Source organism: Flavobacterium sp. LC2016-13, from assembly GCF_009707955.1.
In the GTDB taxonomy this organism is placed as follows: Bacteria; Bacteroidota; Bacteroidia; order Flavobacteriales; family Flavobacteriaceae; genus Flavobacterium.
The window spans coordinates 61007-77466 of sequence record NZ_WMDQ01000010.1 but is presented as its reverse complement, the minus strand read 5'-3'; the positions used below and the strand labels follow the sequence as shown (position 1 = coordinate 77466).

Below are 16460 nucleotides of genomic sequence, written 5' to 3'. Positions count from 1 at the left end.
ATAAAACACTGTTTAATAAAACATTAGAACTTATATCCTGCCGATAACGAGAACACACTATTTTTTATTTTGTAATAATCAATATCTTTATGCAAGTTTGTTAAACCAAGATTATAGCGAAGTCCTACAGAAAATTTTTCAGTAAGATCATAACCCGCACCAAAATCAACTCCAAAGTCAATTGATCCAAAATCTTTTTTAACATCATCTTCTTCAGATACCCCCGGAGCAGTATATTTACGTTTTGCAGCTACAAGAAAACCAATTTGTGGTCCAGCTTCTAAACTAAATTTTTCAGCAACATAATATTTTGCTAAAATTGGAACATTAATGTAAGCCAATTTATAGTTTAATTCAATTTCATAAACTTGACCTTGAAAATCAGTACCTGAACCTTTCTCTTTAGTTCCTTGAGTTGAATAAAGAACCTCTGGTTGAATAGAAAATTTATCAGAAAGTTTAAATTCTGCAAATCCACCAACATGAAATCCTGCTTTTAAAGATGTATGTTGAGTATCTCCTGTCAATGTAGAAAGATTAGCTCCACCTTTTAATCCAAATTTAGTTTCTTGCGCATTTAAAAATACGAAAGCCATCACTGCCATCGCAGTTAACATAGTTTTTTTCATTTGATTGTTTTTGGTTCGAAATTTATGTGTCAAATATAAAATTATACTTCATAAAAAAGAGACAAAACCATGTAATAAATTATGAAGTTTTTCAACGTGTCATCAATAAAAAATTATCATTTTAACAAATGTGAATTGTATTAACTATTTATTCAATAATATAAGAGCAATAAAACTATAAATAAATAGTTTTACTTATATAAAAACAATTTTAATCTTAAAGAAATAATTTATGAAAAAGATATTTTTAGCAGCTGTATTGTTCATCGCAACATCGGCTACAATTCAGGCACAATTATTACGATTAGGTGTTAAAGCTGGGGTAAACTTTGCCAGTCAAACAGGAGATGCTTATATGGAAGGTGTCGCTTTTGATAAAGATGGTATTACAAGTTATCACGCAGGTTTAGTTGCAGAAATTAAACTATTAGATCGTTTTGCTGTTCAACCGGAACTTTTATACTCTACTCAGGGAGCTACTTATAAAAATGCGGTTGATGAATTTAAAAATGAATTAGGCTATTTATCTATACCGGTTATGGCTAAATTTTATTTGACAGATTCATTTAGTCTTGAAGTTGGGCCACAAGCTTCATTTTTATTAAGCGAAAAAAATGATTTTGATGTAAAAGATGCTGAAACCTTCGAATTTGGTCTAAATGCGGGACTTGGATTTAAAATCACCAAAAACCTTTTCATTCAGGGTCGTTATGGTTTAGGGTTAACAGAAGCTTCAAAAAACGCGGATGTTAAAAACTCAACTATACAATTGTCTGCCGGATTTATGTTCTAAAAAATAATATCACATACTTTTATAAAAACCGTTCTATTAATTAGCACGGTTTTTTTATTTTTACATACTTGTGAATTCACTTTAATAAAATTAAAATCACTTATGAAAATCTGCATTATCAACGGACCCAATTTGAATCTTTTAGGAAAAAGAGAACCTGAAGTTTACGGAAGTCAAACTTTTGAAGATTATTTTGAAACGTTACAAAAGGAATATCCAAACGTCGAACTTTCGTATTATCAAAGTAACATTGAAGGTGAATTGATTGGAAAAATTCAGGAATGTGGTTTTACTTTTGATGGAATTATTTTAAATGCCGGTGCTTATACACATACTTCAATTGGTTTGGGTGATGCCATAAAAGCCGTAACAACTCCGGTTATAGAAGTTCATATTTCTAATACGTATGCCCGTGAAAGTTTTAGGCATCAGTCGTATTTATCGGGAAATGCAAAAGGCGTTATTTTAGGTTTTGGTTTAAAAAGCTATAATCTTGCAATTCAGGCTTTCTTATAAACGTTATTTAACAAATTATTAATAAGCTCAGATTTAACTTATTTTATTTTTGTTAGAGAAAAAGCTTTCATGAAAAACTATATAGTACTCGCCTTTTTATTTTTTTCGATTTCAAACTTTGCTCAAATCAAAGGAACAATAACCGACGAAAAAGGAAATCCATTACCTTTTGTCTCCGTATTTGAAGAAAACACTTATGCCGGAACGACTTCAAACGAGCAAGGGCAATATCAACTGAACGTAAAAGAAGTTGGTAAAAACAAAATCACTTTTCAGTATTTAGGTTTTAAAACTCAAAAAATTGCGGTTTCTGCATCTTCAAAAATAATTATTTTGGATGTAAAAATGCTGGAGGAAAGTTTCGATTTAAACGAAGTTGTAATTGATCCTAAAAATAATCCGGCCAACGCAATTATAAGAAGTGCGATTGCAAACAAAAAGCAAAATTCTGAAAAAACAGCACGATACACCGCTGATTTTTATTCGAAGGGAATGTTTAAAGTCAAAGATTTGCCTAAAAAAATCCTTGGACAAAAATTAGATATTGGCGATGATATGGCTTCAAACCTTGATTCTACCGGAACCGGAATTTTATATTTATCTGAAACCATTTCGAAAATTACTTTTGAAAAACCGAATAAATTAAAGGAAAAAATCATTGCTTCTAAAATTTCAGGAAACAACAAAGGATACAGTTATAACACGGCTACTTTATCGACTTATGATTTTTATGATAATACGTTAGAATTTGGTATAAATCTTATTTCTCCAATTGCTGATAATGCTTTCAATTATTATAAATATAAATTGGAAGGTACTTTTTTTGATGAAAACAATCAGGAAATCAATAAAATAAAAGTCACACCAAAACGCGATAAAGAACCCGTTTTCGAAGGTTATATTTATATTGTTGATGACAGTTTTGCCATTTATGCGATCGATTTAGATATAAAAGGATATCGCATGAAAAATGAATTTACAGAGTCGATGACTTTAAAACAGAGCTTTAGTTATAATACCAAAAATAAAATCTGGTCGAAAAATGCCCAAACATTATCTTTTAATGCCGGAGTTTTTGGAGTGAAATTTTCAGGGAAATTTAATTATGTTTATTCGAATTATGAATTCCCGGACTCTTTTGAAAAGAAGACTTTTAGTAATGAAATTGTAGCTTTTGAAGATAATGCCAACAAAAAAGATGATGCTTTTTGGAATGAAATAAGACCAATACCGCTAACAATTGAAGAAAGTACGGATTATACAAAAAAAGACAGCCTTCAAACCATTAGAAAATCTCAAAAATATATAGATTCTGTTGATGCAAAAAACAACAAATTTAAAGTTTTGGATATCCTAATGGGATATGAATACAAAAACACTTTCAAGAAACATTCTTTTGAATATAAAGGTTTACTAAACATCGCTTCATTAAGTTTTAATACCGTTCAGGGGTTTAATTTTGATTCCGGATTTTCTTTTAAAAAATGGAATGAAGATGAAGGAAAAAGCACTTCGATAAGCACCACTTTTAATTATGGTTTTTCAGATGAGCGTTTTCGTGTTATTGGCGAATTCACTCATAAATTCAACAATATAAACTACGCTACAATTGGCATTTCGGGAGGAACAAAAGTGGCGCAATTTAACAGTGCTGAACCTATAAGTAAGTTTGTCAATTCTATAAGTTCTTTATTTTTTAAAGACAATTATATGAAGTTGTACAATTTAGAATTTGCTCAAATTAATTATGCTCAAGATGTTGCAAATGGTTTGAATTTGAATGGAAAAATTGCTTACGAACAGCGAAAACCTCTTTTTAATACAACTGATTATTCTTTCTTTAAAAGAGATGATTTTTATTCTTCCAACAATCCGCTAGCGCCAAATGATTTTGATACGCCAGCTTTTGATCAGCATGATTTATTTAAGGCCGCTTTAACGGCCCGAATTAATTTTGGAAACAAATATATTTCAAGACCTGACGGAAGATATAATTTTAAAGATGACAAATATCCGACTGTATTTCTGGCATTTGAAAAAGCTTTTGCAGCAAGCGAAAAGAAATATGAATTTGAGCGAATCGGAGCTTCTGTTCAATATGATTTATCATTAGATAATAAAGGAATTTTAGGAATGAATTTCAGAGCAGGAAAGTTCTTTAACGCAGAAAATATTTCGTTTATTGATTACAGACATTTTAACGGAAACCAAACTCATATTGGTACAAGCGATCGTTATCTGAATGTTTTTAACTTAATGCCTTACTACGCCAACAGCACGAACGACAGCTATTTTGAAATGCATTTGGAACATAACGATATGGGATTTATTATGAATAAAATTCCACTACTGAATCTCTTAAAATCAACAATGAATATTGGATTTCATTCTCTGGCAATTCCGGATAGAAAACCATATTCTGAATTTACGATTGGTTTAGACAATTTAGGTTTCGGAAAATTTAAATTATTCAGAGTAGATTATGTTCATTCTTATCAAAGCGGAATTCAACAAAATGGTGTTGTATTTGGTTTGAAGATTTTGAATATTTTGAATTAAAGGTACAAAGGTTCAGAGGAGCAAAGGTTCAAAGGTGTGTAGTCGAAATGCTTTGCGGGTTCTCTCCCGAAGCTTCGGGACGCTCGAACTGACAATTGTAACCGTGTAAAAAAATAAAAACCATAAATTTCTCATAACCCGAGTATGCGTTAGGGATAGAAGCGGTATCCTTTTTATTTTTTCTTTAAAAATAAAAAGATATAGCGGATAGCCCGGCCGAAGGTAACGCCCAAATAAAAAATCCGCTTACTCTTTTTAAAGAATAAACGGATTTTGCTTTTTTCACGTTTCAAAAGAAAACCTTAGAACCTCAGCACCTTTGCGCCTTTGAACCTCTAACAATGATAATCATCCGGTTCAATATGAATTAAAACATTGCCCAATTGAGGTATTTTTTCTTTTAAAGTATCTTGCAATTTATGCGATAAATCATGTCCTTCTTTTACAGAAATTTTAGCTGATACAATAGCGTGAAGATCAACATGATATTTCATTCCGGCTTTACGGATAAAACATTTTTCTGTACCTAAAATCCCGCCTACCGTTAAAGATTTCACGCGGATTTCTTCGACCAAATCATCGTTAAGATTCTCATCCATGATTTCGCCAAGAGCCGGTCTGAATATTTTATAACTATTGTATAAGATAAAAAATGCAGCAAAAAGTGCGGCCCAATCATCTGCAGATTCAAAACCTTTTCCCATGATTAGCGCAATCGAAATTCCGATGAACGCCGCAACAGAAGTTATGGCATCACTACGATGGTGCCATGCATCAGCGGCAAGAGAAGAACTATTTGTTTCTTTGCTTCGTTTCATTACCAAACGAAACGAATATTCTTTCCAAATGATAATAGCTCCCAAAACATATAAAGTCCAGGATCTGGGCAAATCATGTGAAGTTTGAATATTAGAAATACTTTCGTAACCAATAATCGTTGCCGAAGTAATTAAAAACCCAACGACCAAAAAGGTAATTAAAGGTTCTGCACGACCATGCCCGTAAGGATGGTTTTCATCTGCAGGTTTATTCGAATATTTGATCCCGAATAAAACCAAACAAGAAGAGAATATGTCTGCCGTTGATTCTATTGCATCTGCAATCAAGGCATAAGAATTGCCAAAAAAACCTGCCAAACCTTTTATCAAGGCTAAGCAGGTGTTTCCAACTATACTAAAGATAGTAGCTTTTACAGCTTTTTGTTCATCTGTCATTTCGACTATTTTTTTTCACCACGAATTCACGAATTCAAATCTCAAAAGATTATCAAAAAATAATTCGTGAATTCGTGGCTAACTTTTTAAGCTCTTATAATTTTAGCTCCAATTGCTCTTAAGCGTTCATCAATTCTTTCATATCCACGGTCGATTTGCTCGATATTTTGAATTGTGCTTGTTCCTTTAGCAGAAAGTGCTGCAATCAATAATGAAATTCCCGCACGAATATCCGGAGATGACATTGTTGTTGCTTTTAGTTGAGATTCAAAATTATGTCCCATAACCACAGCTCTGTGCGGATCACATAGCATAATTTTTGCTCCCATATCAATTAATTTATCCACGAAAAACAAACGGCTTTCGAACATTTTTTGGTGAATTAAAACATCGCCTTTCGCCTGTGTTGCCACAACCAAAACGATACTCAACAAGTCAGGCGTAAATCCTGGCCACGGTGCATCGGCAATAGTTAAGATAGAACCATCAATATCTGTTTTTACTTCGTATCCGTCTTTGTGAGCAGGAATATAAATATCATCTCCTTTTCTTTCAATTGTAATACCAAGTTTTCTGAATGTATTCGGAATCAAACCTAAATTATCCCAGCTTACATTTTTAATCGTGATTTCACTTTTTGTCATAGCTGCAAGACCAATCCAAGAACCAATTTCGATCATATCAGGAAGAATTGTGTGCTCACAACCTCCAAGGCTTTCAACACCTTCGATAGTTAATAAGTTTGATCCAACTCCGGTGATTTTAGCTCCCATCGAGTTTAGCATTTTACACAATTGTTGTAAGTAAGGCTCACAAGCAGCGTTGTAAACTGTTGTTTGTCCTTTTGCTAAAACTGCAGCCATTACGATATTTGCAGTTCCGGTTACAGAGGCTTCGTCAAGCAACATATCTGTTCCCTGAAGTCCTTCTGCAGGAGATTCTACTCCGTAAAAGTGATCTTCTCTGTTGTATCTGAATTTTGCTCCAAGGTTAATAAAACCTTCAAAATGTGTATCTAATCTACGACGACCAATTTTATCTCCACCCGGTTTTGGAATATATCCTTTTCCGAAACGTGCCAAAAGAGGTCCAACAATCATAATAGAACCACGTAGCGCTCCGCCTTCTTTTTTGAAAGCTTCTGTTTCTAAATATCCAACATTAACTTCATCAGCCTGAAACGTAATCGAACCCGGTTCATTTCGTTGAATTTTTACACCTAAATTACCCAACAATGTGATTAATTTATTGATGTCAATAATATCGGGAATATTATTAATTTTTACTTTATCCCCCGTTAAAAGCACGGCACATAAAATTTGTAATGCCTCATTTTTTGCTCCTTGCGGAGTGATTTCTCCTTTTAAAGGAATTCCTCCTTCGATTTTAAAAATTCCCATAGATCTCTTTTAGGTTCTAAGGTTCTTAGATTCTGAGGTTCTAAGCTAAAAATCTTAGTTCCTTAGTATCTTAGTCCCTTTTTTTATTTTTGATTGTTATTTTTTTGAAAAGGCTTTGGTTTTCCCGGACCTTTATTGTTTTTGTTGCTTTGAATTTTCGGTTGTCCCGGTGGCGTAATTTTATTCGACATACGCTTATTGGTACGTAATAAGTCTGTTGTATTTAAAAGCTCTTCTGTGCTTTGCAATAAATTGATTTTTCCGCCTGACAATTCATATAAATGCTCGAAAATAACATCGTCTTTTACAGTGTCTTTGTTCCAGCTTAAATACGATTTTTTCATGTGATTGGCGATTACCAATACCAATGCATTTTTCATTTCGCCTTCCTCCCATTTATTGGCAACATCAATCATATATTTGATGTTGTTACCGTAAAATCTGTATTTTGGAAAGTTTTGCGGATATTGTAAAACGTCTGGTTTTAACTGTAATACATCGCGTGACGGAATTGGATATGGTGAATCTACATTCAATTTAAAATCAGACATTATAAAAAGCTGATCCCATAATTTGTGTTGAAAATCAGGAACATCACGCAAATGCGGGTTCAAACTTCCCATTACCTGAATGATATATTTCGCAGCTTTATTGCGCGTTTCAGCATCTTCAATAATAGTGGCCTGATCGATCAGTTTTTGCAAATGACGACCATATTCCGGAATAAGTAAACGTTGTCTTTCAGAATTATATTCTAAATTGAAAACAACGTCATTCGCGACTTCTTTTTTATATTTTTCGATCATAAGTTATAATGAAACTATACCTTCTATTGTAGAAACTTCTTTGTATTTACCAATCACATCGTCTGAACTATTCATAGTAACATCTACAGAAACGCTGGTAAATTTACCTGTTTTAGATTTTGTTGTTTTGATAACCGCGCCCATATTGTCAAAAGCCTTTTCAACGCGCTCAACATTATCAGCTACCGAAGGCATAATAAATTTATACAAGTACTCTGCTGGCCAAGTATTTGAATTATCTAACTCAACCTTTAATCTTTCGTAAAATTCGGCGGTGTTTTTTTCTTTATCGTTTTCCATTCGTAATTAAAAATAAACGCAAATATACGGTTTTGATTTCAGACTTTTGAGTTTAGATTTTAGATTTTTTTCAGGCTTAAAACTTTGTTTTAAAGGTTCAAAGTTACAGAGGTGCAAAGGTGCAGAGAAAAAAACTTTGCAACATTATTTCTTTGTGAAATTTCATCTTATATTTGAGAAAATAATGCAACGAAATCTCTCGCAAAGTCGCAGAGTTGCAAAGAAAATGTTCTAAGTTTAAAAACTTTGCAACTCTGCGACTTTGCGAGATTAAAAAATACATATCATGAAAAAAATCATCTTATTACTTTTTATTATTCTGACTTTTAAAAATATTCAGGCACAGGAAATAAAAACGATGACTTATTTTCAGAATGACACCATCAAACTGGATCTGGATTTGTATTTACCTCAGAAGAAAACCAACGAAAAAATTCCGTTAATTATGTTTGCTTTTGGTGGAGGATTTTCGGGCGGAGAACGTACAAGCGAGAAAGACTTTGCAATTTTTATGGCAAAAAACGGTTATGCGGTTGCGAGTATTTCGTATAGTTTATATATGAAAGGAAAAGATTTTGGATGTAAAGGAATTTTAACCGAAAAAATAAAAGCAATTCAAATTGGTGTAAGCGATATGTGGCAGGCAACTTCTTTTTTGATTGAAAATGCAAATAAATACAATCTTGATACTTCAAAAATATTTATTTCCGGAATTAGCGCGGGTGCCGAAATTGGTTTTCACGCTTCGTTTTGGGATTATAAACTCATGAATTTATATAAAAACAATTTGCCTGAAAATTTTAAATACACAGGTTTTATTGGAGGTTCCGGAGCCATTCAGGATATAAATTTAATTACGAAAGAAAAAGCTATTCCTATGTTATTGGCTCATGGAAACAACGATCAAACTGTTCCTTATGCTGCAGGTTCGCATCGCTCCTGCCCAACAAATGCTTCGGGTTGGTTGATTCTTTTTGGATCTTATGCGGTTTACAATCACATGAATGATCTTCATAAAGATGTTGAACTGATTACTTTTTGCGGTGGCGGACATGAATTTTCCGGCTACCTTTTTCATGACGGAAAACAATATGTTTTAGATTTTGTAAATGATGTTTTGAAAGGAAAGAAATTTGAATCGCATATTATTATTCCTTCGGAGAAAAAAGGTATAGGTTCTGAGAAGTATTTGTTTTGTAATTAATACCTTTTAATTAAAATTTTATGAAATTAAAAATCATTTTGTTATTCGTTTTTGTATTATTTATTCAGTGTAAAGGTGAAAAAATAGAAAAAATATCTACTAAAAACACTTCTCTTTTTTTTGAAAGTGAAATGTTAAAATTCCAGTTCTTCTCTGACAACACTTATCTCTTTACTGTAATAAAAAAAGATGAACCTATAAAGTCGAAGAAATATAAAGGTTCTTGTTATTTTAAAAATGACACAATATATTTTAAACCTTTTTACTTTGAATTTAATCGAAGTGAAAAAGCAGTAATTAAAAATAATTTTATTGAATTTATTAACCCTAACTATCCTGTGAGACTTGAAATTGAGAAAAATTTATTTCATACAAAAAGCAAACTAGACCTAAAAAAATATCTTGATTATGCCTTTTTCAGTTTTGATGCAAAATATCTCAAAGACGATTCTAATTACAAATCAAACCATCTAAAACCAGCCGATTTAAACCAAAAGGAATTAGTAGAACTTGATCAAATTTTGAAAAAATGTTTTTCTGATAATGCTTCAAAGCTTAGGAAATTTAACCAATATATAAATCAATGCATTGTAGTTATAAATGAAAAGCAAGAAAAAGAAATTTTAATAAAAAGCTATTGCAAAGATCCATATAATACAAACGAATTTAAATATTCTTTAATTATGATGGATGATGGCGGAAATTGCAACATAGGTTTAAAGGTAAATTTAACCAAGCGTACTTATTCGGATCTACATATTTCAGGTAGTGCATAAAATATTTGGCTAAAGCCGAAAACCGCAAAATATTTAACCCGTTGGTTGAAACCAACGGCTATTCAAAATTAAAATTTGTCAAAATATCCATTATGTAAATTGGACTAAAGTCCAGCCCTATAATATTTTCTGAATCTACGACTCTTCTTTATTTTAGTTCCGAAAGAACGATTTATTTTGTAGAGCTGGATTTTAATCCAGCGCAATAATAATTACCAAATTGCGAAATCATTCGCTTCTTGCAAAATAATCTTTTAAAATACAATAACTTTAGGTAAATTTGCGCTTTATTTTACGAAAGTGCAAAAACAAATCATAGTTCTCATTGGTGGCCCGGGAACGGGAAAATCTACTCTTATCAACGAATTAGTCGCTCGTGGCTACTGCTGTTACCCTGAAATTTCAAGACAAGTTACACTCGAAGCACAACAACGCGGTATCGAGCAATTGTTTCTGGAACAACCTTTATTGTTTAGCGAAATGTTACTGCAAGGTCGCATTAAACAATTTGAAAATGCACTTGAAGAACCTGACAATGTAGTTTTTATAGATCGCGGAATTCCTGATGTTGTTGCTTATATGGATTATATTGGCGATAAATATCCGGAGCATTTTATAAAAGCCTGTGAGGATTTTAAATATTCTAAAACTTTTATTTTACCGCCTTGGGAAGAAATTTACGAAAGCGACGCAGAACGTTACGAGAATTTTGAACAGGCTTTAACGATACAAAAACACCTTGTTGAAACGTATAAGAAATACGGTTACGACTTAATTGAAGTGCCTAAAGATACGGTTGAAAACAGAATTCTTTATATCTTAGATAAAATTTAGGCGCGTGTTTAAAGTTGCAAAACTAGAAACTGCTTTCTAAATTTTTTAACTTTAAAACGAGACCAATGCCTGAAGCGCAAGAAATTCTTTTAAAATACTGGAAACACGACAGTTTCAGACCGCTGCAAAAAGAAATTATTGATTCGGTTTTAGACGGTCAGGATACTTTTGCCCTTCTTCCAACCGGAGGAGGAAAGTCGATTTGTTTTCAGGTTCCGGCCATGATGCAGGAAGGTATTTGTTTGGTTGTTTCGCCTTTGATTGCTTTGATGAAAGATCAGGTAGCGAATTTGCAAAAGCGCGAAATTAAAGCAATTGCACTTACCGGAGGAATTCATACCGAGGAAATCATTGATCTTCTGGACAATTGCCAATACGGAAATTACAAGTTTTTATATCTTTCTCCGGAACGACTTCAATCAGATTGGATTCTGGAACGCATCAAAAATCTTCCTATCAATTTAATTGCGATTGATGAAGCACATTGTGTTTCGCAATGGGGACATGATTTCCGCCCGGCTTATTTAAAGATTTCAGAACTTAAAAAGTTTTTTCCTAAAATTCCGTTCTTGGCTTTAACCGCTACGGCAACTCCCAGGGTTATTGAAGATATTAAAACTGAATTGAGTTTAAAAGATCCTAAATTTTTTCAACAATCATTCGAACGAAAAAACATTGCTTACATGGTTTTTGAAGTTGAAGACAAACTGTATCGTGTTGAACAAATTTTAAAGAAAAATCCGCAGCCCTCTATTATATATGTACGAAACAGAAAATCATGCCTGAATATTTCGACGCAACTGCAATCGTTAGGATTTAAAGCAACGTATTATCATGGCGGACTTTCATCTAAAGAAAAAGACAAAAACATGCAATTGTGGATGTCTGAACAAGCACAGGTTATTGTGGCTACAAATGCGTTTGGAATGGGAATTGACAAGGATAACGTAAAAACGGTTATTCATACACAATTGCCTGAAAATTTAGAAAACTATTATCAGGAATCCGGAAGAGCGGGACGAAATGGCGAAAAAGCTTTTTCGGTTGTTTTAACGAATTCATCAGACACTAATCAATCTGAACAGCAATTTATAAGCGTTTTACCGGACAAAAAGTTTCTGAATACGATGTATGTAAAACTTTGCAATTATTTTCAGATTGCTTATGGAGAAGGTTTAGACGATTCGTTTTCGTTTAAACTAAATCATTTTTGCCATAAATACGACTTCCCTACTTTAAAAACGTACAATGCTTTGCAATTTTTGAATCAAGTGGGAATTATTACGATGTCTCAGGAATTTTCAGAAAAGATTACAATGCAGTTTTTGATTGAATCGAAAGAGGTAATCAGATACATGAGTTTAAACTCTAATGACGAAGAAATTATTTTGGCGATTTTGAGAACTTATCCTGGAATTTATGAAATGAAAACGCCTTTTAATATTTCATTAATTGCAAAAAAATCAAATCATACTGAAGAACAAGTTGCTGCCGTTTTAGCAAAATTGAACGAAAAAGAAATCATAGAATACAAATCTAAAAACAACGACGCTACGATTTTGTTTAATGAAGTTCGGGAAGATGACCGAACCATAAACAGGGTTTCAAAATACCTAGAAAAACAAAATCAACTTAAAAAAGACCAGCTTTTATCTGTTCTACATTATATAAAGGACAATAAAACCTGCAAAAATCGATTGGTTTTAGATTATTTTGGAGAAGAAACAACCGAAAATTGTGGTGTTTGTTCTTATTGCATTACTCAAAAAGGAAAGATTACAGATGTAGATTCTATTGCAGACAAAATTCTGTCTTTATTAAAAACAGCTGCTTTGACTTCAAGAGAAATTCAGACCCAAATAAAACTGGACACCAAAGATATTCTCCTGGCACTTCAGGAATTACTGGAAAACAATCATATTATCATACAAGCGAACAATAAATACACTTTGAAATCATAATGGAAAAATTGAGAATTATATTTATGGGAACTCCTGAATTTGCTGTTGGCATTCTGGACACCATTATTAAAAACAATTACGATGTTGTTGGCGTAATCACTGCTGCAGACAAACCGGCAGGACGCGGGCAAAAAATAAAATATTCGGCAGTAAAAGATTATGCACTGGCGAACAACCTTACTTTATTACAGCCTACGAATTTAAAAGATGAAAGCTTTTTAGCCGAATTAAAAGCTTTGAATGCTAATTTACAGATTGTTGTTGCTTTTAGAATGTTACCAAAAGTAGTTTGGGAAATGCCAGGCTTGGGAACTTTTAATCTTCATGCTTCTTTATTACCTAATTATCGTGGAGCTGCGCCAATAAACTGGGCCATTATAAATGGAGAATCTAAAACAGGTGTCACTACATTTTTTATTGATGATAAGATCGATACAGGTGCAATGATTTTAAATTCGGAAATTGCTATTGAACCGGAAGAAAATGCAGGACAATTGCATGACCGATTAATGGTATTAGGAAGTAAAACCGTTATTGAGACTTTAAAAGTTATTGAAAACGGAAATGTAACTACTACGATTCAGGAAGATGATGCGGAAATTAAAACAGCTTATAAACTAAACAAAGAAAATTGTAAGATCGACTGGACCAAATCAGGAGATGAAATTAATAATTTGATTCGTGGTTTAAGTCCTTATCCTGCGGCATGGACTTTTTTGAAAGACAAAAACGAAGAATTAAGTGTCAAAATATATGAGGCAAAATTAGTTACAGAACCACATTCTTTTGAAATTGGAAGTTTGATTAGCACAAAAAAGGAGATTAAAATCGCTATTAAGAATGGTTATATTTTACTTTTGAATTTGCAATTACCCGGAAAAAAGAGAATGCAAGTTGCTGAATTGCTAAACGGTATCACTTTTTCAGATACTGCAAAAGTCTATTAAGGTCAGTAAAACAAGGGATTTTACCTATTTATCATCGACAAACTACTTGCTTTATGAACAAAAAAAGTAAGTTATTAACAATTTTTGCTAAATTTAAAGAAAACACTTGCAAGGAACGGATTTCCTATTAAATTTGTGTATTAACAATTTTTTTTTTAACCAACAATTAATAACTAATTATTATGAACAAATCAGAATTAATCGATGCTATCGCTGCTGATGCAGGAATCACAAAAGCTGCGGCTAAATTAGCTTTAGAATCATTTTTAGGAAATGTAGGATCTACTTTGAAAAAAGGTGGAAGAATTTCATTAGTAGGTTTTGGATCATGGTCAGTATCAGCTAGAGCTGCTAGAGATGGTAGAAATCCTCAAACAGGAAAAACTATCAAAATCGCTGCTAAAAATGTAGTGAAATTTAAAGCTGGAGCTGAATTAGAAGGTGCAGTGAACTAAGTAAGAAAAGTTCTCTAAACTTATAATATAATTAAAACCCTCCTCATGGAGGGTTTTTTTGTGCGGTTTAACGATTTTATTTGGGATTTTAAAAAATTTATACCTAAATTTAATAAAAATTGTAGCCGTATGATTTCAGAAAAATTAAAAAAAGGACACCTGCTTATTGCCGAACCTTCTATAATTGGAGATTTATCTTTTAATAGATCGGTAATTTTATTAGCAGACCATAACAAGGAAGGATCAATAGGTTTCATTATTAATAAGCCCTTAAAGTACACTATTAATGATTTGATACCTGAAATTGATGCCAGTTTCAAGATATATAATGGTGGTCCTGTTGAACAGGATAACCTTTATTTTATTCACAATATTCCGGAATTGATACCAAATAGTGTAGAAATTTCTAATGGAATTTATTGGGGAGGTGATTTCGAATCGACTAAAGACTTAATAAACGACGGAGCTATTAATAAAAATAATATTCGTTTTTTCTTAGGATATACCGGTTGGGATGAAAATCAGCTTGAAAGCGAAATGCAAGGTAATTCCTGGATTATTGCCGATAATAATTACAAAAATAAAATTATTGGTAAATCCACCACTCATTTTTGGAAAGAGCAAATTATTGAGTTGGGCGGAGATTACGTTATTTGGTCAAATGCACCTGAAAATCCATATCTGAATTAATTTTCAGAAATGGATTCATTTAGTTTTTGCACTAATAAATGAGCCAGATTACTTGTAAACTCTTTTTTTCGATATTTACTTATCGGTTGTATCCCTGTGATTACATTTGTCAGGAATAATTCGTCAGCTTTTTGAAGATCAAATGGCGAAATTATTTCTTCACTTACTTCTATGCCTTCTACTTTCTTGGCTAATCCTAATATTTGTTTACGCATTACACCATTTAAACAACCTTCAGAAACTGGCGGCGTAATTAGTTTTTTACCCATTACCATAAATAAATTCCCTTGCAATACCTCAACAACATTTTTGGTATCATTAAGTAAAATACAGTTTTCTAAACCATTTTCATGGGCAAAAATACTTCCGGTAACATTTATTATTTTATTGGTCGTTTTAATAGACGATAACAATTGTTTTGTTACATAGAAGTCTTTATATAAATCAACTTCATAAGAAGCTGTATTTAAAGCATATAAAGCATTATCAAGTAACGTTGCATGAATTAAAAATGAAACTTCATTTGTTTTTGGCAAATATAAACCTCCATCATTTCTAAAAACAGTAATTCGCGCTCTTGCTGATGCCGAGAGTCCTTTTTCCTGAACAAGTTTTAAAACCTGTTCTTCAAAATATTCCATTGTAAAGTTCATTGGAATTTCCATTCGAACAACACGCATTGAAGACATTAACCTGAAATAATGATCTTCGAGAAACAAAATTTTGTTGTTGATTATTTTTAATGTTTCAAAAACACCATCTCCATAAAGAAACGCGCGGTTTTGAGTTAATATATTATCGTTCTGCGCTACTATGTTTCCGTTAAAATTGATCATAAAAAAACCCTGAATTTTGTTCAGGGCAAATATAAGTCATAAAATAGACTTTTACTAAACAGAACCAATAAGATGTTTCAGATCTGAGATCTGATTCTCCCACAATTGTTTAGCTTCTCCTACTTCTTCTTTTTCAGCGAAATCGACAACCATTAATGACACATCTTTAGTCAGTTCATCGACTAAAATATGCAATTCAAAAAAGTATTCAGTATCCTTACTGCTTTCGTCTACCCATTTAAATTTTACTTTTTCACCTGTTTTTTTAGAAGCGAGACGCGCTTTTTCCTGCGAATCATTCCAGATAAACGTAAAAAATTCTCCTCTTGAATTCACATTATCAGCAAACCATTCTGATAAACCTGACGGAGTTGATATATATTGATATAATAATTGCGGCGAAGAATTTATGGGAAACTCGATTTCGTAACGTATTTTTGAATCCATGTGCTACTTTTAATTTTTTCGAAATATAAGAATATATGTCCAAAAACAATGCGTTTTTAAAAATATTTTTTTTTCTTCATTTTATGCTTGTAA

At 32.4% G+C, this 16460-nt stretch carries 17 protein-coding genes; 10 read left to right on the top strand and 7 right to left on the bottom strand.

The window, feature by feature from the left end; translation table 11 throughout:
- Positions 1–23: 23 nt before the first annotated feature.
- Entirely contained in the window at positions 24–629 is a 606-nt protein-coding gene (locus GKZ86_RS19205; RefSeq protein ID WP_154784671.1) for a porin family protein, read from the bottom strand.
- A gap of 232 nt (positions 630–861) precedes the next feature.
- Here GKZ86_RS19205 and GKZ86_RS19200 point away from each other — a divergent pair, with 232 nt between their 5' ends.
- From GKZ86_RS19200 to GKZ86_RS19190, 3 genes are all read left to right on the top strand, one after another.
- Positions 862–1422 (top strand): porin family protein, encoded by a 561-nt coding sequence (locus GKZ86_RS19200; RefSeq protein WP_154784670.1) that lies wholly within the window; start codon positions 862–864, stop codon positions 1420–1422.
- A gap of 102 nt (positions 1423–1524) precedes the next feature.
- On the top strand, positions 1525–1938 hold the full coding sequence (aroQ, locus tag GKZ86_RS19195) for a type II 3-dehydroquinate dehydratase (RefSeq protein ID WP_154784669.1): 414 nt from the start codon (positions 1525–1527) through the stop codon (positions 1936–1938).
- A gap of 69 nt (positions 1939–2007) precedes the next feature.
- Positions 2008–4497 (top strand): DUF5686 and carboxypeptidase regulatory-like domain-containing protein, encoded by a 2490-nt coding sequence (locus tag GKZ86_RS19190; protein WP_154784668.1) that lies wholly within the window; start codon positions 2008–2010, stop codon positions 4495–4497.
- Between the two features lie 335 nt (positions 4498–4832).
- On the opposite strand, the gene GKZ86_RS19185 is transcribed toward GKZ86_RS19190, so the two are convergent.
- The 4 genes from GKZ86_RS19185 to GKZ86_RS19170 form a co-directional block, all read right to left on the bottom strand.
- A complete protein-coding gene (locus GKZ86_RS19185) occupies positions 4833–5711 on the bottom strand; it encodes a cation diffusion facilitator family transporter (protein ID WP_154784667.1) in 879 nt (292 codons plus the stop codon).
- An 86-nt stretch (positions 5712–5797) separates the two neighbouring features.
- Positions 5798–7111 carry a UDP-N-acetylglucosamine 1-carboxyvinyltransferase gene (gene murA / locus GKZ86_RS19180; RefSeq protein ID WP_154784666.1) on the bottom strand — a complete coding sequence of 438 codons (1314 nt, stop codon included), beginning with the start codon at positions 7109–7111 and terminating at the stop codon, positions 5798–5800.
- Positions 7112–7194: 83 nt separating this feature from the next.
- A complete protein-coding gene (locus GKZ86_RS19175) occupies positions 7195–7917 on the bottom strand; it encodes a DUF4290 domain-containing protein (RefSeq protein WP_154784665.1) in 723 nt (240 codons plus the stop codon).
- A gap of 3 nt (positions 7918–7920) precedes the next feature.
- On the bottom strand, positions 7921–8217 hold the full coding sequence (locus tag GKZ86_RS19170; RefSeq protein ID WP_154784664.1) for a DUF493 family protein: 297 nt from the start codon (positions 8215–8217) through the stop codon (positions 7921–7923).
- A 286-nt stretch (positions 8218–8503) separates the two neighbouring features.
- On the opposite strand from GKZ86_RS19170, the gene GKZ86_RS19165 reads away from it, so the two are divergent.
- The 7 genes from GKZ86_RS19165 to GKZ86_RS19135 all read left to right on the top strand — a co-directional run bounded on the left by GKZ86_RS19165 (position 8504) and on the right by GKZ86_RS19135 (position 15084).
- Positions 8504–9421 carry a S9 family peptidase gene (locus GKZ86_RS19165; RefSeq protein ID WP_154784663.1) on the top strand — a complete coding sequence of 306 codons (918 nt, stop codon included), beginning with the start codon at positions 8504–8506 and terminating at the stop codon, positions 9419–9421.
- A gap of 20 nt (positions 9422–9441) precedes the next feature.
- The gene (locus GKZ86_RS19160; RefSeq protein ID WP_154784662.1) at positions 9442–10197 is read left to right on the top strand and encodes a hypothetical protein; all 756 of its coding nucleotides are present in this window, start codon (positions 9442–9444) and stop codon (positions 10195–10197) included.
- Positions 10198–10497: 300 nt separating this feature from the next.
- Positions 10498–11031, top strand: a complete 534-nt coding sequence (locus tag GKZ86_RS19155; RefSeq protein ID WP_194632593.1) for an AAA family ATPase — start codon at positions 10498–10500, stop codon at positions 11029–11031.
- A 65-nt stretch (positions 11032–11096) separates the two neighbouring features.
- The gene (locus tag GKZ86_RS19150; protein WP_154784661.1) at positions 11097–12992 is read left to right on the top strand and encodes an ATP-dependent DNA helicase RecQ; all 1896 of its coding nucleotides are present in this window, start codon (positions 11097–11099) and stop codon (positions 12990–12992) included.
- Complete coding sequence (gene fmt, locus GKZ86_RS19145; RefSeq protein ID WP_154784660.1) at positions 12992–13939, top strand: methionyl-tRNA formyltransferase; 948 nt, start codon at positions 12992–12994, stop codon at positions 13937–13939. Before GKZ86_RS19150 ends, fmt begins: the two co-directional genes overlap by 1 nt.
- Positions 13940–14121: 182 nt before the next feature.
- Complete coding sequence (locus tag GKZ86_RS19140; protein WP_042567273.1) at positions 14122–14394, top strand: HU family DNA-binding protein; 273 nt, start codon at positions 14122–14124, stop codon at positions 14392–14394.
- Positions 14395–14523: 129 nt separating this feature from the next.
- Entirely contained in the window at positions 14524–15084 is a 561-nt protein-coding gene (locus tag GKZ86_RS19135; protein ID WP_154784659.1) for a YqgE/AlgH family protein, read from the top strand.
- On the opposite strand, the gene GKZ86_RS19130 is transcribed toward GKZ86_RS19135, so the two are convergent.
- Both GKZ86_RS19130 and GKZ86_RS19125 read right to left on the bottom strand, forming a co-directional pair.
- Entirely contained in the window at positions 15081–15920 is an 840-nt protein-coding gene (locus GKZ86_RS19130; protein WP_154784658.1) for an aminotransferase class IV, read from the bottom strand. The genes GKZ86_RS19135 and GKZ86_RS19130 overlap by 4 nt on opposite strands.
- Before the next feature lie 54 nt (positions 15921–15974).
- Positions 15975–16367 (bottom strand): START-like domain-containing protein, encoded by a 393-nt coding sequence (locus GKZ86_RS19125; protein ID WP_026727620.1) that lies wholly within the window; start codon positions 16365–16367, stop codon positions 15975–15977.
- Positions 16368–16460: the final 93 nt, after the last annotated feature.

What these genes read in the sequence shown, in the direction of transcription:
- GKZ86_RS19205 (WP_154784671.1), bottom strand. Translation starts at nt 629, where the DNA reads ATGAAAAAAACTATGTTAACTGCGATGGCAGTGATGGCTTTCGTATTT.
- GKZ86_RS19200 (WP_154784670.1), top strand. Translation starts at nt 862, where the DNA reads ATGAAAAAGATATTTTTAGCAGCTGTATTGTTCATCGCAACATCGGCT.
- aroQ (WP_154784669.1), top strand. Translation starts at nt 1,525, where the DNA reads ATGAAAATCTGCATTATCAACGGACCCAATTTGAATCTTTTAGGAAAA.
- GKZ86_RS19190 (WP_154784668.1), top strand. Translation starts at nt 2,008, where the DNA reads ATGAAAAACTATATAGTACTCGCCTTTTTATTTTTTTCGATTTCAAAC.
- GKZ86_RS19185 (WP_154784667.1), bottom strand. Translation starts at nt 5,711, where the DNA reads ATGACAGATGAACAAAAAGCTGTAAAAGCTACTATCTTTAGTATAGTT.
- murA (WP_154784666.1), bottom strand. Translation starts at nt 7,111, where the DNA reads ATGGGAATTTTTAAAATCGAAGGAGGAATTCCTTTAAAAGGAGAAATC.
- GKZ86_RS19175 (WP_154784665.1), bottom strand. Translation starts at nt 7,917, where the DNA reads ATGATCGAAAAATATAAAAAAGAAGTCGCGAATGACGTTGTTTTCAAT.
- GKZ86_RS19170 (WP_154784664.1), bottom strand. Translation starts at nt 8,217, where the DNA reads ATGGAAAACGATAAAGAAAAAAACACCGCCGAATTTTACGAAAGATTA.
- GKZ86_RS19165 (WP_154784663.1), top strand. Translation starts at nt 8,504, where the DNA reads ATGAAAAAAATCATCTTATTACTTTTTATTATTCTGACTTTTAAAAAT.
- GKZ86_RS19160 (WP_154784662.1), top strand. Translation starts at nt 9,442, where the DNA reads ATGAAATTAAAAATCATTTTGTTATTCGTTTTTGTATTATTTATTCAG.
- GKZ86_RS19150 (WP_154784661.1), top strand. Translation starts at nt 11,097, where the DNA reads ATGCCTGAAGCGCAAGAAATTCTTTTAAAATACTGGAAACACGACAGT.
- fmt (WP_154784660.1), top strand. Translation starts at nt 12,992, where the DNA reads ATGGAAAAATTGAGAATTATATTTATGGGAACTCCTGAATTTGCTGTT.
- GKZ86_RS19140 (WP_042567273.1), top strand. Translation starts at nt 14,122, where the DNA reads ATGAACAAATCAGAATTAATCGATGCTATCGCTGCTGATGCAGGAATC.
- GKZ86_RS19135 (WP_154784659.1), top strand. Translation starts at nt 14,524, where the DNA reads ATGATTTCAGAAAAATTAAAAAAAGGACACCTGCTTATTGCCGAACCT.
- GKZ86_RS19130 (WP_154784658.1), bottom strand. Translation starts at nt 15,920, where the DNA reads ATGATCAATTTTAACGGAAACATAGTAGCGCAGAACGATAATATATTA.
- GKZ86_RS19125 (WP_026727620.1), bottom strand. Translation starts at nt 16,367, where the DNA reads ATGGATTCAAAAATACGTTACGAAATCGAGTTTCCCATAAATTCTTCG.